Source organism: Chryseobacterium balustinum, assembly GCF_900168205.1.
Taxonomy (GTDB): Bacteria; Bacteroidota; Bacteroidia; order Flavobacteriales; family Weeksellaceae; genus Chryseobacterium; species Chryseobacterium balustinum.
Genome location: NZ_FUZE01000017.1, coordinates 1 through 16657, shown reverse-complemented (window position 1 = coordinate 16657; position 16657 = coordinate 1). Strand labels below are relative to the sequence as shown.

Below are 16657 nucleotides of genomic sequence, written 5' to 3'. Positions count from 1 at the left end.
ATAAAATTTTAGTAATAGTTATCTTTAATATGAGTAATAGATAAAACAGAGCACTCATAATCAGACACTAAGTTAATGAAAGAAATGTTATTAATTTTCCGAAAAGACATCTTAAAAATTAAACCTTAATATAAATCACTTCCTTTATATTCTAACGGAGATTTTCCAACGTGTTTTTTAAAAAATTTACTGAAAGAAGCCTGGTCAGAAAATTTCAATTGTGAAGCAACTTCATTGACATTGGAATTAGAATTTCGAAGCAACATTCTCGCCTCGACAGCTAAAACCTGATGAATAATATCTCTAGGAGATCTACACATCGTTTTATTGATGACTTTTGTTAAATATTTTCGGCTGATAAAAAGCTGATCGGCATAAAATTGCACATTATGCTGTTCTTTGAAATGTTCGCGGACAAGAATGAAAAAACTCGTCGTAATATCATCTTCGCGATAAGTAACGGGTTTTGGCCTATCGATCTTTTTAAAATAATTATCGATCTCGTAAATGACCAGAGAAAAGTGATGCCAAATCATTTCATTGAAATAATAATTCTCTTTTTCTGTGTCGTTTAAAACCTTTAATTCATCCAGATGAAAGTTTAATCTTCGGTATACATCCTGTTCGTTTCGAATAACGTGGATAGGATCTGAAGAAAGACTTTTCAGAACATCGTTTGATTTATAATTAAACCCGGCTTCTGAAATAAAATTGTGGGAAAAGAAAATATATTTTGCCTTATAATCATCAGAAACTTTCTCAATACAAACAGTTTCTGAAATGGGAGAAAAGATAATATCTCCTTTTTCCGCTTCGTAACTGGTATTTTCTAATCTAAACCCAATATTTCCCTTTTGAATCAAAAAAATAGCAAAATAATCTGAGCGGAAAGGCTTATTAAGTTCTACTTCATGATTTACAGTCTCGATTTCCATGACCACAAATTCTTTTATTCGTAAATCGAATTCTACCTCCTGAAGAAGCTCCTCAAACGTGAAAAGCGAGATAAAATCTTTTGATCCAGAATTTGATTTTCGTTGCATGTAGAAGAAATTTCAGCAAAATTAACGATTAAAATTTTCTATTTTTCATAAGTTTAATTGAAATCCTGAATCATAGTTTTTAAGCTTATTTAAAAACACAGGAATATCTTTCACCAATTGATGACTGTGAAAAACACCTTTTGGAAGATTTTCATCAAGAACTAGAACTGCAATTTCTGCAGCGACGGATGCGGTAATTCTACCTTCGTTATTACCTTTAACAATTACACTTTTTGAATTTCCGTTTTGGTCTTTGGCAATTACTTTTACTCCGAAAACATCTGTTCCCATCGGGAAATTTTTAAAACTTTGAATGGCAAAATCCTGAACTTTTTTATTTCTGAAAAGTCTGGTAATCCTTAATTTTCTGAGAAATGCTGTAAGCTCTGTAAACCATTCTACATCAAAAGCCATTCTGGTCTGCACTTTCGTAACATCCAAAGTATTGAGCAAAACATGTTGATCTGAAAAATTAAAAAGATAAAAGTTTCTGTTTCCTGAAAGATTGGTTTTCAGAGGCTGGGTAAAACTCTTTAGGGTTTTCTCCTCATCATGTATTTTCAGTGTATAATTGGAATCTACATTATCAAATGTCCATCGATAGGCATGATCACCATGTTTTTCACCTAAACCTAAAAGAACAAATATATCAATTGATTCTACATTTTGCATTTGGGAAACGACATATTGTGCTAAAAGATTGGTAATTCCGGGAGCTAAGCCTACACTTAAAACTACCGTTGAATTATTTTGCTCTGCTAAACAATGCAGCTTTTCAATTTCCTGTAAATTCTGGTAATCAGCCGAAATATCGATATACGAAATTCCTTTTGAAATACAATACTCAACAAAATCAGTATTCTGTTGATCTAGACACATAATGACCAACTCTACTTCATTTAAAACTGAAAAATCTTTCAAATTATTGACATCCAATTGCTGTGGAATAACTTTATTTTGAAACTCCTCAGCTTTTGCCTGGGCTTTCGAAAAACTTCGCCCTGCAATAATGATCTGATGCGGATACACTTTCATTAAACGTTCTGCAATAGAACTTCCCACTGCACCGTAACCACCGACAATTAATATTTTCCTTTTCATAACCCTGAATATTTTTACAAATTTCCTGGATTAATGAAAAATGCTGTTACAGAATTAAGGATGGATGTTGTGGAATTAAGGAAAGTTTAAATTAAACTTCGATAATTAATTCTTTATCATAGCCATTATATTTTTCAGTAATATAACCGTGCGGATTGCAGATAATTTCTGTTTCTCCTATTTTATATCTCGAAGGAGTATGAATATGACCGTGAACCCAGTAAAGAGGTTGATATTCTGAAATAAAATCTTCAAGATTCGAAGCATAAGCCGAAGTCACCGGATCTTTCTTAAAATGCTCAGGAACCGATTGTAAACTTGGAGCGTGATGCGTAACCACAATGTTTTTTAATCCTTGTGAATTTTCCAGACTTTCTTTGAGCCATTGTCTTGAAAACTGATGAATCTTAAAAGTATCAATACTTCGCATTTTTGAGTAGGAAGGATCTCTTCTGATCTGTTTATAATCATTCATCTGAGTCTGACACAGACTTCCATAAGCCATGGGACTTCCGAATAACGAAAAATCTGTCCACAAAGTGGCACCGTGAAATCTTATATTTTCAATATCCACAAAAGAATCTTCCAATACATTCACATTGGAGTTTTTTGAGGCTTCTTTTATTTTATTTAAAGTTTTCGGGTAAGAACCTTTGTAGTATTCATGATTTCCTAAAACGTAAATCACGGGTTTATCAGAAATTTTAGTTTTAATCCACTCAATTCCTTTTGTGCCTAAATTAATATCTCCTGCCAATACCACAACATCTGCATTATCAAAAGATAAATCAGACAATCCGAATTCCTGATGCAAATCGCTGATGATTTGAATTTTCATGGGTCTAAAATAAGATTATTCTGAGAACAAAAATATTTTTTCAATTTAATCAAATTAATAAACAAAAATAAAACACTGATTTACAATTAATTAAACACATATTTAAAATTAATATTCAAAAAGTCTATTGTTTTAGTGGACTAATAAAAATATATGTTTTATATTTGCATCCGTATTCAAGTTAGGAAATGGAAATGAAATCAAAATTCACCTACAATTTTATGTCGAAGATGAGCATCAATCACGTGATGATGTATTGCTGTATGCCTTTTTGTGGGAATTTTAGTGGCTGACCTTACTTTTATTATAACATATTTTTAAAGGCTTTACCACGTTGTAGAGCCTTTTTTTATTAAAAATTACAGAGAAAAAAATGATAGAAATAAATAATATTTCAAAAACATTTCATCAGAAAAAACAAGCTTTTAAAGCTTTACATAATATCAATTTAACTATTGAAAAAGGTGATATTGTCGGAATTATCGGCTTTTCGGGAGCCGGAAAAAGCACTTTGATCCGAACCGTTAATTTGTTGGAAAGACCGGATGAAGGACAAATTATTATTAACGGGAAAGATTTTACAAAATTAAATTCCAAACAATTAGCCCATGAAAGAAAAAAAATAGGAATGATTTTTCAGCACTTTAATCTTCTTTCATCACGAACAGTTTTTGAAAACATCGCACTTCCACTTGAATTGGACAATTTAAGTAAAAATAAAATCAGAGAAAAAGTGAATGAGCTTTTACAAATCGTAGGGCTTGAAGATAAAGCTCATGATTATCCTAAAAGTCTTTCGGGTGGTCAAAAACAAAGGGTTGCCATTGCAAGAGCCTTAGCGAATGATCCCTATCTCCTACTTTGTGATGAAGCGACAAGCGCACTGGATCCTGCAACGACCCAATCTATTTTACAGTTGCTTAGAGACATCAACCATCGTCTGGGAATAACAATTTTATTGATCACCCACGAAATGGAAGTCATTAAAGCAATCTGCAACCACGTTGCCGTCATCGATAAAGGACAATTAGTATCAAAAGGAACTTTGAGTGAAATTATTTCCAACAAAGAAAATCCTATCATCAAACAATTTTTAAATTCAGGTGTTATGACTATACCGCAAGAACTCAATAAAAAACTACAGAAAGAACCACAAGACGGTTTGTTCCCGTTAGTTGAAATCGAACTGAACGAAAGTATCAGCGTAGAAAAATTACTTTCTGTCATCTACGATCAATATAAAATTCCATATAAACTTCTGAAAGCTGATGTAGAATATTTGGGAGATTCCAATTTCGGAAAACTGCTGTTGCAATTACAGGGAGAAGCTGATGAAAACCAGAAAGCAATCTATTATTTTAATCAGAATAACATTCAAAATACAGTAAAAGGATATGCTTAGTGATACGGTAATTTCGCTTCTGGGAAAAGGAATTTGGGAGACAGTTTACATGACGTTTGTTTCAGGATTTTTTGGTTTTGTTTTGGGTCTTCCTGTTGGAATTCTGCTTTTTGTAACCCGAAAAGGACAATTGTTAGAAAACTCAATCTACAATAGAATCCTGTCAATTTTAGTAAATATTTTCAGATCGATTCCTTTCATTATTTTGATTGTCTGGATGATTCCTTTCACGAGATCTTTGGTAGGAACTTCTATCGGAATGAATGCTGCATTAGTTCCTTTAAGCATTGGAGCAGCACCATTTATTGCAAGATTGGTTGAAAACAGTCTATTAGAAATTCCGAATGGATTGATTGAAACCGCAAGAGCGTTAGGAGCAACTCCGTTTCAAATCATTAAAAAAGTTTTGTTGCCCGAAGCTTTGCCATCATTGATCAATAATGCAACGATTACTTTAATAACTCTTGTGGGATATTCTGCAATGGGTGGAGCTGTCGGAGCTGGTGGATTAGGACAGATCGGTTATCAATACGGATATATCGGTTATGACGCACTGATTATGAATCTTGTTCTTGGCTTGTTGGTCACTTTGGTCTTTATCATCCAGTTTTCAGGTGACAGATTGGCGAAGAGATTTGATCATCGCTAGTTGAGTGGGAATGTTTTTAGAGTTTTAGAGTTGAAAATATAAATATTTTTCGAATCTGTTATTCTGAATGAAGCAAAGCGTAATGAAGAATCTTAAAACATTTAATCATCTGTCTATAAGATTAAAAAATATCTAACACCCAACTTAAAAAATAAAAATAATTTACAATGAAAAAAATAAAAATTTTAGGATTAGCAGCAGGTTTGTTGTTATTCGGAGCGTGTAACACTCCAAAAAAAGATGATCCAAACTTCATCAAAGTAGGAATTACTTCCGGACCGGAACAGCAGATTGCAGAAACAGCTAAGAAAGTTGCTAAAGAAAAATATAATCTGGAAGTAGAGCTTGTTTCTTTCAACGATTATGTGGTTCCTAATGAAGCTTTGAATAATGGCGACATTGATGCGAATGCCTTTCAGCATGTTCCTTATCTGAACGAACAGTCGAAACAGCGTGGTTATAAATTAGCAGTGATTGGAAAGACTTTTGTTTATCCGATTGTAGCCTATTCAAAAAAAATAAAAAATATTAACGAACTTCAAAATGGAAGTACGATTGTTATTCCAAATGATCCAACCAACGGCGGCCGTTCTCTCCTACTTTTACAAAAAAACGGTTTATTAAAATTAAAAGACGGTATTGGACTATTACCGAAAGTAACCGACATTGCTGAAAATCCGAAACAGTTGAAAATTCTTGAAATAGAAGCTCCGCAATTGCCAAGAGTCTTGGATGATAAAGAAGTCATCATTGCCATTATCAACAATAATTTTGCAGCTCAAGCCGGATTGGATGCCGATAAAAACGGTATTTTCAAAGAAGATAAAGATTCTCCTTACATGAATGTTGTGGTTTCAAGAGAAGACAATAAAAATACAGATAAAGTAAAAAATTTCCTCAAAGCTTATCAATCTAAAGAAGTAGAAGATAAAGCCAAAGAAATCTTCAAAGGCGGTGCCGTGAAAGGTTGGGAATGATAAACAATTTGTTGATAGTTGATAGTTGATAGTTGATAGTTGATAGTTGATAGTTGATAGTTGATAGTTGATAGCAAAATTAAAAAATCCTCTAATCATAAAGAAAAATTCTATTATTATATGCGATGCCGCTTCGGAAATCTTTGCCTCCGGAGCGGTATTTTTATTTTGAAGAATCCTGAAATTTAAATGAAATTAACTGTATAAATCATAGAATGAATTAAATATTCTAATGGTTCAAATTTAAAAACAAATTCAAAATCTTTTGATTACTCAAATTATTCTACCGATTTTATATAGTATAGTTAAAAATAACCATTTCTCAAAAAACACATTTTCTCAATTTGAGATAATAAATATTTTTCCTATTTTTGTGAACAATCAATAAAAAGTTTTTTATGTTGAAGAAAACTGTACTTCTAAGTTTATTTACGATAATATCTGCCTCTGCAATGGCTCAAACCAATACGACTTCTGTTTATTTAGACGAATCTAAACCTGTTGAACAGCGTATTCAGGACGCACTTTCCAGAATGACACTGGAAGAAAAAATAGCAATGCTTCACGCACAATCAAAATTCAGTTCTCCCGGTGTTCCAAGATTGGGAATTCCTGAATTTTGGACAACCGACGGCCCTCACGGAGTTCGCCCCGAAGTAATGTGGGATGAATGGGATCAGGCTGGCTGGACAAATGACTCTATCATCGCCTACCCTGCATTAACCGCCTTATCAGCAACATGGAACAAGAAAATGTCTTGGAACTATGGTAAAGCATTGGGTGAAGAAGCAAGATACAGAAAAAAAGACATCCTTTTGGGACCTGGAGTAAACATTTACAGAACTCCTTTAAACGGAAGAAACTTCGAATACATGGGTGAAGACCCATACTTAACTTCTAAAATGGTCGTTCCCTATATTCAGGGAGTTCAATCAAACGGAGTAGCAACTTCCGTAAAACACTTTGCATTAAACAATCAGGAAATGTTCCGTCATACAAGCAATGTGATTGTTGATGACAGAACGTTATATGAAATTTACCTCCCACCTTTCAAAGCAGCAGTAACTGAAGGAGATTCTTGGACGATTATGGGTGCTTACGATATGTACAAAAATCAGTATGCAAGCCAGAACCAGTATCTTTTAAATGATATTCTTAAAGGAGAATGGAAATATAAAGGGGTTGTTGTTTCAGATTGGGGTGCAGTAAATAATACCGAACAAGCCATTCATAACGGGCTGGATGTAGAATTTGGAAGCTGGACCAACGGTCTTTCTGCAGGAACCAGGAATGCATACGACAATTATTATTTAGCAAAACCTTATTTAGACCTTATTAAATCAGGAAAAGTAGGAACTGCAGAGCTTGACGATAAAGTGACGAGACTTTTACGTTTAGCTTATAAAACTACGATGAACACCAAAAAACCTTTTGGAAACATCGCTTCTGAAGAACATAAAGCGGTAGCAAAAGAAATCGGTGAAGAAGGAATTGTTTTGTTGAAAAACCAAAATAACGTACTTCCAATCGATATCAATAAGGCAAAGAAAATTGCGGTAATTGGTGAGAATGCCATCAAAGTAATGACAGTTGGTGGAGGTTCTTCTTCATTAAAAGTAAAATACGAAACCCTACCTTTAGACGGTATTAAAGCTAAGTTCGGTAAAAATTCAGATGTACAATATGCAAGAGGCTATGTAGGAGATATCGGTGGCGAATACAACGGCGTGAAATCTGGTCAGGATTTGAAAGACACACGTTCACCGGAAGAATTACTGAACGAAGCTGTTGAGCTGGCAAAAAAATCTGATTATGTTATTTTCGTAGGCGGATTAAACAAAGCTGATTTCCAAGATAGCGAAGGAAACGACAGAAAAAGTTACGGACTTCCATACAACCAAGATAATGTGATCTCGGCTTTAGCAAAAGCTAACAAGAACTTTACCGTTGTTTTGATCACAGGAAATGCAGTAGCAATGCCTTGGATCAAAGATGTACCTTCTGTAGTTCAGGGTTGGTATTTGGGTTCTGAAGCAGGAAATTCTATCGCTTCTATTTTGGCAGGTGATGCCAATCCTTCAGGAAAATTACCGTTTACATTCCCTGTAAAACTGGAAGATAATTCAGCTCACACAATGGGTGAATATCCTGGAAATAAAGAAGAATTGGCTGCAGGAAAAGGTAAAGACCAGAAAAACCCGATCAACATTACATACAACGAAGGAATATTTGTAGGTTATCGTTGGCACGACACCAAAAAAATCAAGCCTTTGTTCAGCTTTGGTCATGGTTTAAGTTATACCACTTTCGAGTTTGGGAAAGCTAAAGCCGACAAAACAAGCATGAATCAGGATGATAAAATCACCTTTACAGTTACTGTAAAAAATACAGGTAAAAAAGCCGGTGCAGAAGTAGCTCAATTATACATTACTGATGTAAAATCATCAGTTGAGCGCCCTGCAAAAGAGCTGAAAGGTTTTGAAAAAGTATTTTTAAATCCTGGTGAGCAGAAAGAAGTAACTTTCACGATTGATAAAACTGCTTTAAGTTATTTTGATGCTCAAAAGCACGACTGGGTTGCAGAACCTGGAGATTTTGAAGCGCAAATCGGAAATTCTTCTGATGCAATTAAAACTAAGGTGAAGTTTACTTTGAAGTAATCTTACTTATATATTTCTAAAACAAATGCCCGAATTTTTTCGGGCATTTTTATTTTTAAAATTTATCTCGCTGAATCTATTATTTACGAGTGTAAATAATTTCTGAATTCAAAACAGTATACGTTAAAGTAGTTTTTGTGACTTTATACTCGCTGCATTGAAACTCATCACGATCATAATCATTCGTACAAAGCTTTCCGTTTTCAGTTTTCCATTTCGTATTTGTTGTCCTCTTGGATATTTTAAAAACATTTTAAAGAACAACGAAAATTTTAGCCCCGATTGTAACGACATCCTTTTGTGCAGCAAAGCGGAACAAAAGATATAGTGGAAAGCGGGAAAAAGCTTCTAATATTAATTTAAATTTTAGCTAATACTTCGAGTCTTGATTTTTTGATTCGTTTTGCATCAAACTAAAACCTAACGAATTGGTTCGACGACTGTAAGGAGTCTAATGGACAAATTAATTAAAGATTCTGATCTTCATGCTTCCCTTCATTAATTTCCTCAACCATTTTAGCATTAAAAGCCGGAAGATCTTCCGGCGTACGACTTGTAACCAGACCATTGTCTACAACCACTTCACTGTCTTCCCAAACTGCTCCTGCATTTTTAAGATCAATACTGATGGAATTGACCGAAGTTAAATTTCTGCCTTCAACAGCACCTGCGTTGATCAGAATTTGTGGACCGTGACAGATGGCAGCAACTGGTTTATGTTGTTTGAAAAAATCCTGAACGAAAGACAAAGCTTTTTCATTTGTTCTTAGCTGATCCGGATTGATAACTCCGCCCGGAAGTACCAATGCATCATATTCTGAGGCGGAAACTTCATCTAAAGTCTTATCTACATTGTATTCCTTACCCCAGTCTTTTTCTGCCCAAGCTTTGATGGTTCCTGACTTTGGACTGACGATATGAGCCGTCCAACCCTGTTGTTCCAAATGTTCTTTTGGAGATTTTAATTCGCTTTCTTCAAATCCATGCGTTGCTAAAATTGCAATTTTCTTTGACATAATATTTTATTTTTGGTGTTATATACTAATGACCAAGAAAATATAATGCCGTGAAAGGGTGATGTGGTATTTAAAAAATGTTAAAGTATCAACACATTTTAATATTCAATATTTTAAATTTAAAAAATAAAATAATAAAAATCTGTATTAAAATAATAATTCCAAATTTCCACAGAAAACTTTTTTTTGACACTTTATGTCTGAAAATCATTATGGCTAAAATAGCACCAACCGTTCCTCCCAAAAACGTCAGGATCAGCAAAGAAAACTCTGAGAATCTTCTTTTGTGATGGGTTGCCTTCCATTTATCCAAACCGAAAACGGTGAAAGCGATGAGATTCATTATCAAAAATACATACAACATAATGGCAAATCTAAAACAAAAATAAATATCAAACAGTTTACCTTCTGATCTTAACAAGATAAAAAGTTTCTACATTTGTTGTCCTTAAAAGTAGATCAATGACAATAGAGGATTTAGTAGGCAACTATTCTGTTCAGGGAAGCAATCAGGAAACAGATGAAGGTATTTCTTATCATGGAATATTAACTTTAGCTTTGGATGAAAATCAACGCATTATTGCAGAATGGATGATTGGCGACCACAAGCAAAATGGAACTGGATTTTTTAAAAATGATATTTTAGTTATCAATTTTAATTACCAAGGTGAAGATGATAAAATCTATAAAGGAGTTGCCGTTTATAGTTGTCTTAGCGAAAATTTACTGGATGGTTTTTGGTCTGAGAAACATGGTAATCCGCTGTATTTGGGTAGTGAATATTGTGTAAGAATCAATACTTCTGAGTTTTTAAACTAGTCGATTTGAAACAGAATAACATAAAAAATGATCGGAATTTCTTCCGACCATCATTACTATTCCTGAAATATTTTTTACTTTTTATTAAGAAGAGAAATATATTCTCCGTATCCTTTTTCTTTCATTTCTGCTTTTGGAACAAACTTCAATGATGCAGAATTAATACAATATCTCAAACCGCCTTTGTCTTTTGGTCCGTCATCAAAAACGTGTCCCAAATGAGCATCTCCGGTTTTACTTCTCACCTCAGTTCTTGCCATTCCAATTGAATTATCGGTTTTTTCGTCGATAACATTTTTAGAAATAGGTTTCGAGAAACTTGGCCATCCACAACCTGATTCAAATTTATCAGTTGAGATAAATAATGGTTCTCCTGTGGTAATATCTACATAAATTCCTTCACGGAATTCTTTGTCGTATTCATTAGAGTAAGGTCTTTCCGTAGCATTTTCCTGCGTTACTTTATATTGTTCTGCAGTTAGCTTTTTCTTTAAAACTTCTTTATCCTGTTTTTGATATTTAGCTTTTGGAAGCGGATTTGCATTTTTTGCCATTTCAAATAATCCTGGCTCGATATGACAATAACCTCCCGGATTTTTATCTAAATAATCCTGATGATAAGTTTCAGCACTGTAGAAGTTTTTCAAAGGAATTGTTTCTACAACCACAAGTTTGTTATAATTTTTCGAAAGTTTCTGAACTTCCTCTTTAATAATGGCTTCAGTTTCTTTGTCTGTAGAATAAATTCCTGTTCTGTACTGATCACCTCTGTCATTTCCCTGCTTGTTTAAACTCGTAGGATCTATCGTTTTAAAATATAAGTCAATCAAAAGTTTAAGGTCAACCTGCTCCGGATCGTATTTTACTTTCACGGTTTCGGCAAAACCTGTTGTATGACTTACAACTTCTTCATAAGTAGGATTTTTCTTATTTCCGTTGGCATATCCAACTTCAGTTCCTACCACTCCTCTGATTTGTTGAAAAAAATGTTCCGTTCCCCAAAAACATCCGCCTGCAAAATAAACTTCTTTTACATTTTTAGCATTCATAATGGTCTCATTCTCTTTTTTAATTGATGAAGATTGTTGTTTTGCATCTCCGCAACTTGTCGCAAAGACTGCAATTCCCAGAACCATTCCGAGAAATGTGAATATATTTTTCATTTTTGTTTTATTATGTATGTTCATTTTTTCCATTTAAAAGCATTAAACCAAATCCTAAAAGCATCAGATCTTTAAGAATGAAAAAATCTGTAACCGGAACGCCGTCAACAATATGCCAAACATTCGGTGTTGTAAAGAGATAACTCAGTGTCACCAAAAAAGTAACCACCATTCCGATACCTGCAAACTTTTTAAGAGATGCAAATTTCACGCTAAAGATCAATAACAAGGCAATGATAATTTCTATCACTCCGATTATATTAGAAACCGCTTGGGCGCTCATAATATCATATACGAAAAACGTGAGAAAATGGTTTTCTACTAAAGGTTTTATGGCTACTGCTTCGGTAGGTGTGAATTTGAAAGCCCCAATCCAAAGTAAAATAATTGCTGCCCCGAAAAGCGAAATGTAATAACCGATTTTGTACGTTGGTAAACCTTTGTGTTGCGATGTCTGTTGCATTGTTCTTAGATTTTGAATTAATTTATTATTTTCAAAACTATAGTCGCAACGAGTACACAATCCTGACAGGTTTTTTTCTTAAAAATCTAATTTTCTAAATACTTTATCTTTAAATTCCTGAATATCTGTATCATTCAAATCGTTTTTTTCTTCCCCGAACCATTTCTTTTTTAAAATAGAATCTAAAATTTTCAGTTTTTCTTCATACGCTTTGCACCACTTGCAAATCATTACATGCACAGAGAGCTGCCAGTTTTCTTTTGGCGAAATATTCTTTGCATTGCGTTTTTCCATCAGTAAAGTTGCTTTACTGCATGATAAAAAGAAAAGATGAATTATTTTTTTTAACATTTTTTTATTCCTTATGATTTTGAAAACCAATTAATTTCCAGACATTCCCGCAACTGCATTCTGGTGCGTTGTAAAATCTTCCAAAGATTAGTCGTAGAGATATCCAATTCCTGACTCACTTCAGGTGCTTTTTTTTCTTCGAGGTAATACATTTTCATCGGGATCTTCCATCGGGAAGGTAAATCTTCGATGCAATCTTCTAAACTTTTATTAAAATCCTGATTGTCTAGAAGTTCAGCTTCCGGGTTAGAAACATTCCAATCATTTAAAACCGTGTCATTTTTCCAGGAGCCTGTTTCGTCAAAGAAATGGTCGAGTTTAATCTGTGGTTCCGATTTGTATTTTTTACGATAAAAATCAGCGACTTTATTGTTGAGAATCGTGTTGAGCCAGGTCTTAGGCGTGCTTTTTCCTTCAAAAGAATCGTAGGACGAAAAAGCAGCAATGAAAACTTCCTGAACAATATCTTCCGCTTCAATGGTATCCGAAAGCAGAAAAACTGCTCTTCTCAGCAAGGATTCAGAATATTGTTCTATCCAGTTTTTTAAAGCTTCGTTTTTCGTCATTTTTTTGATTGTATCTTTTCAGATATTGACGAAGGTAATAAGTTAAACGCAGAAGTGCAAAGTTTTTGGTTGAATTATATAAACCTATTAGATTTAATTAAATATTTTTTTTAAAAATTTGGAAACCTAAATTTGATTGTTATGAATTGTAGCTATTTAAAATTTAGAATATTGTGTTTTTCAATAGCATCGGGTTTTAGCCCGATGACGAAAATTAACAGCAAATTGGCTTTAGCCGAAATTGATACTAAAGTTTTGGCTAAAGCCAATTTGATTATTCTTTTTTAAACGGGCTAAAGCCCGATGCTATTGATATTTATAAATCCTTTTCAAATTATTATTGTTTTGAAAATGCCTGCAAACCAAACAGGTTTTTGAAACCCGTTAGGTTTTATTTATGACAAAGCGTTGTCAATAGCCCCGATTGAACGACCTGTTTGAGCTCTTTTTGAGAGTTTTAGCGGTGGCAATGCAGATGCTGAAACTCTCAAAAAAGCGAGTAGTGAAAGCGGGAAAAGCTTCGCATAAAAAAATAAAATGTCTTTTTGATATAATCTAAATAGCATCTAAATGTTATTGTCTAATAAGCAATATTTTACTTAGTAATTATGACATTTTGTGACATAAAATCGATTGAAAATCTTAAATTTGCATCTTATCAAAAATTTGTAAAAAGCAAAGCAATATATAATTATGACATCACAAGAGATCCGTCAGAAATTTTTAGATTATTTTAAAAGCAAAGACCACCTTATCGTTCCTTCTGCACCGATTGTGCTGAAAGATGACCCTACTTTAATGTTTTCCAACTCTGGAATGACGCAGTTCAAAGATTTTTTCTTAGGCTACAAAACGCCGACTGCACCAAGAATTGCCGACACACAAAAGTGTTTGAGAGTTTCCGGGAAGCATAATGATTTGGATGATGTTGGTCGTGATACATATCACCACACGATGTTTGAAATGTTGGGGAACTGGTCTTTTGGCGATTATTTCAAAAAAGATGCTATTGCTTTTGCCTGGGAATTGCTGACTGAAGTTTACGGAATTCCGAAAGAGAATCTGTACGTAACAATTTTTGAAGGAGATGCTTCTGAGAATCTCGACAGAGACCAGGAGGCTTATGATTACTGGAAATCTGTAATTTCTGAAGACCGAATTATCAACGGAAACAAAAAAGATAACTTCTGGGAAATGGGTGCAAGCGGACCTTGTGGACCTTGTTCTGAAATTCATATTGACCTAAGAACTCCTGAAGAAAAAGCTAAAGTTTCTGGCCTTGAATTGGTGAACAACGACCATCCTCAAGTGGTAGAAGTTTGGAATCTTGTATTCATGGAATTCAATAGAAAAGCTGACGGTTCTCTGGAAAAATTACCTGCTCAACACGTTGATACGGGAATGGGCTTTGAACGTCTTTGTATGGCGCTTCAAGGGAAATCTTCCAATTATGACACTGATGTTTTCACTCCTTTGATTGCTAAAGTGGAAGAACTTTCAGGCAAAAAATACACAGGAATTTTAGAAGACGAAAAAGATATTGCCATCCGTGTTGTGGTTGACCACATCAGAGCGGTTTCGTTTGCGATTGCAGACGGACAATTGCCATCAAACGGAGGTGCAGGTTACGTCATCAGAAGAATTTTAAGAAGAGGAATTTCTTATTCTTACCGATTCCTGGATATGAAAGAAGCTTTCCTTTACAAATTGGTTGCTGTTCTTCAGGAACAAATGGGAACATTCTTCCCTGAATTGGAGAAACAAGGAAAATTGGTTTCAGAAGTGATTAAAAGTGAAGAAGAATCTTTCTTAAGAACGATTGAAACAGGATTAATCCGAGTTGAAAAATTAATTCAGCAAACGATTTCGGAAGGTAAAAAAGTGTTACCAACTCAGGAAGTTTTCGAATTATACGATACTTATGGTTTCCCGGATGATTTAACAAGAATTATCGCTGAAGAAAAAGGGTTAACGATTGATGAAGAAGGTTTTGAATTGGCATTAAGCGAACAAAAGCAACGTTCAAAAGCAGACTCAGCTCAGAAAGTTTACGACTGGGTAACTTTGGAAGAAAGAGAAGAAAACTTCGTTGGTTACGACCAAATTGAAGCTGAAACCTACATTACAAGATACAGAAAAGTAGAAAATAAAGACGGTGAATTTTATCAGGTTGTCCTAAGCAACTCCCCTTTCTATCCGGAAGGTGGTGGACAAATCGGTGATAAAGGCGTTCTTGAAAATGCAACTGAAAGTTTCGAAGTTCTTGAAACTAAAAAGGAAAACGGATTGATTATTTCTTTAATCAATGGACTTCCGAAAGATGCAGGTGCTGTTTTCTATGCTAAAGTGAATGCCAACGAAAGAAAAAATTCTCAGGCGAATCACTCTGCAACACACTTGCTACACGAAGCTTTGAGAGAAGTTTTGGGAACTCACGTTGAACAAAAAGGTTCTTACGTTGGTCCGGATTATCTCCGTTTCGATTTCTCGCATTTCAATAAAATGACAGATGAGGAATTGGCTTTGATCGAAGAAAAAGTCAATGCTAAGATCAAAGAAAATATTGCTCTTCAGGAATTCAGAAATATCCCGATTCAGGAAGCGATTGACAAAGGTGCAATGGCTTTATTCGGTGAAAAATATGGCGACAGTGTGAGAATGATTCAGTTTGGAAGTTCGAAAGAACTTTGCGGTGGAACTCACGTGAAAAACACCAGCGAAATCGGTCATTTCAAAATCAATTCTGAAAGTTCTGCAGCTGCGGGAATCAGAAGGATTGAAGCAATTTCAGGAGATAAATCTGAGGAATATTTCAAAGGTTTAGAAAAGCAAATTACAGAGCTTTCTCAATTGCTGAAATCTAAAGATGTCGTACGTTCTATCGAGAAATTAATCGAAGAAAATGCATCATTGAAATCTGAAGTAGAAGCTTTCAAGAAAGAAAAAGCAAAAGGCGAGATCGGCGACTGGAAAGGTGCTTATGAGCAAAAAGGCGATAAATTACTTTTAGTGAAGAAAACTTCTCTGGACGCAGGTTCTGTAAAAGATATCGTCTTCCAGTTAAAGAAAGAAATCCCAACTTCTATAACGATTATTTTGTCCGACGCAGACGGAAAACCAATGATTACCGTTGGCGTTTCTGATGACTTAGCAGGAATTTATCAGGCTGGAGCACTTATTAAAGAATTAGCTAAAGAAATCCAAGGTGGTGGTGGTGGAAACCCAGGTTTCGCTACAGCCGGAGGAAAAAATCTTGATGGTTTGGAAAATGCTTATCAAAAGGCTTTGAATATTTAAACTACTAATAAATATTACCGTTTTTGCGGTTTCTATACAAATAATCCCTTTCAGTTTTTGAAAGGGATTTTTTATGTTTTACAAAGCCAATCGTACGTCGTCACTTCGAGTAGATTTTTGCAAAAAATCATATCGAGAAGTTTTTGATGAGAGGACAAAATTTGTGCTTCGGTTCACTTGTTCTCGATACATTTTTCTGCGCTGCGCTACGAAAAACACTCCTTTAGATTTATACTAGGAAAAATAATATATTTATGTAAGAAGAGAAAAGTGTTTAAGTAAACTAAGATACACTCCGAGTAAAACTCATAG

15 protein-coding genes are annotated in these 16657 nt (G+C 34.4%); 6 read left to right on the top strand and 9 right to left on the bottom strand.

Going from position 1 to position 16657, the window contains the following annotated elements; genetic code table 11:
* Nucleotides 1-125: 125 nt before the first annotated feature.
* The 3 genes from B5X64_RS16275 to B5X64_RS16265 form a co-directional block, all read right to left on the bottom strand.
* Nucleotides 126-1043, bottom strand: a complete 918-nt coding sequence (locus B5X64_RS16275; RefSeq protein ID WP_079466247.1) for a helix-turn-helix domain-containing protein — start codon at nt 1041-1043, stop codon at nt 126-128.
* A gap of 45 nt (nt 1044-1088) precedes the next feature.
* Nucleotides 1089-2144 carry a saccharopine dehydrogenase family protein gene (locus tag B5X64_RS16270; protein ID WP_079466246.1) on the bottom strand — a complete coding sequence of 352 codons (1056 nt, stop codon included), beginning with the start codon at nt 2142-2144 and terminating at the stop codon, nt 1089-1091.
* A 91-nt stretch (nt 2145-2235) separates the two neighbouring features.
* A complete protein-coding gene (locus tag B5X64_RS16265) occupies nt 2236-2982 on the bottom strand; it encodes a metallophosphoesterase (RefSeq protein ID WP_079466245.1) in 747 nt (248 codons plus the stop codon).
* Between the two features lie 373 nt (nt 2983-3355).
* Between B5X64_RS16265 and B5X64_RS16260 the strand changes: the two genes are divergently transcribed.
* The 4 genes from B5X64_RS16260 (at nt 3356) to B5X64_RS16245 (ending at nt 8670) form a co-directional block, all read left to right on the top strand.
* Nucleotides 3356-4384, top strand: a complete 1029-nt coding sequence (locus B5X64_RS16260; protein ID WP_079466244.1) for a methionine ABC transporter ATP-binding protein — start codon at nt 3356-3358, stop codon at nt 4382-4384.
* Nucleotides 4377-5033 carry a methionine ABC transporter permease MetI gene (gene metI, locus B5X64_RS16255; protein ID WP_079466243.1) on the top strand — a complete coding sequence of 219 codons (657 nt, stop codon included), beginning with the start codon at nt 4377-4379 and terminating at the stop codon, nt 5031-5033. The genes B5X64_RS16260 and metI overlap by 8 nt, the downstream gene beginning before the upstream one ends.
* A gap of 167 nt (nt 5034-5200) precedes the next feature.
* Entirely contained in the window at nt 5201-6010 is an 810-nt protein-coding gene (metQ, locus tag B5X64_RS16250) for a methionine ABC transporter substrate-binding lipoprotein MetQ (RefSeq protein WP_079466242.1), read from the top strand.
* A gap of 398 nt (nt 6011-6408) precedes the next feature.
* Nucleotides 6409-8670 (top strand): glycoside hydrolase family 3 C-terminal domain-containing protein, encoded by a 2262-nt coding sequence (locus B5X64_RS16245; RefSeq protein WP_079466241.1) that lies wholly within the window; start codon nt 6409-6411, stop codon nt 8668-8670.
* A gap of 467 nt (nt 8671-9137) precedes the next feature.
* On the opposite strand, the gene B5X64_RS16240 is transcribed toward B5X64_RS16245, so the two are convergent.
* On the bottom strand, nt 9138-9686 hold the full coding sequence (locus B5X64_RS16240) for a type 1 glutamine amidotransferase domain-containing protein (protein WP_079466240.1): 549 nt from the start codon (nt 9684-9686) through the stop codon (nt 9138-9140).
* Nucleotides 9687-9774: 88 nt separating this feature from the next.
* A complete protein-coding gene (locus B5X64_RS23375; RefSeq protein WP_164463437.1) occupies nt 9775-10029 on the bottom strand; it encodes a DUF1294 domain-containing protein in 255 nt (84 codons plus the stop codon).
* Between the two features lie 119 nt (nt 10030-10148).
* Here B5X64_RS23375 and B5X64_RS16230 point away from each other — a divergent pair, with 119 nt between their 5' ends.
* Nucleotides 10149-10505: a hypothetical protein gene (locus B5X64_RS16230; protein ID WP_079466238.1), complete on the top strand. Its 357-nt coding sequence runs from the start codon at nt 10149-10151 to the stop codon at nt 10503-10505.
* A 74-nt stretch (nt 10506-10579) separates the two neighbouring features.
* Here the strand turns inward: B5X64_RS16230 and msrB are convergent, their stop codons facing one another.
* The 4 genes from msrB to B5X64_RS16210 all read right to left on the bottom strand — a co-directional run bounded on the left by msrB (nt 10580) and on the right by B5X64_RS16210 (nt 13048).
* Nucleotides 10580-11668 (bottom strand): peptide-methionine (R)-S-oxide reductase MsrB, encoded by a 1089-nt coding sequence (msrB, locus tag B5X64_RS16225; RefSeq protein ID WP_079466315.1) that lies wholly within the window; start codon nt 11666-11668, stop codon nt 10580-10582.
* A 10-nt stretch (nt 11669-11678) separates the two neighbouring features.
* Entirely contained in the window at nt 11679-12131 is a 453-nt protein-coding gene (locus tag B5X64_RS16220; RefSeq protein WP_079466237.1) for a DUF417 family protein, read from the bottom strand.
* 78 nt (nt 12132-12209) lie between these two features.
* Nucleotides 12210-12482, bottom strand: coding sequence for a hypothetical protein (locus B5X64_RS16215; protein ID WP_079466236.1), 273 nt, complete (start codon nt 12480-12482; stop codon nt 12210-12212).
* Nucleotides 12483-12493: 11 nt separating this feature from the next.
* Nucleotides 12494-13048 carry a sigma-70 family RNA polymerase sigma factor gene (locus tag B5X64_RS16210; RefSeq protein WP_172459119.1) on the bottom strand — a complete coding sequence of 185 codons (555 nt, stop codon included), beginning with the start codon at nt 13046-13048 and terminating at the stop codon, nt 12494-12496.
* A gap of 693 nt (nt 13049-13741) precedes the next feature.
* Here B5X64_RS16210 and alaS point away from each other — a divergent pair.
* Complete coding sequence (alaS, locus tag B5X64_RS16205; RefSeq protein ID WP_079466234.1) at nt 13742-16345, top strand: alanine--tRNA ligase; 2604 nt, start codon at nt 13742-13744, stop codon at nt 16343-16345.
* Nucleotides 16346-16657: the final 312 nt, after the last annotated feature.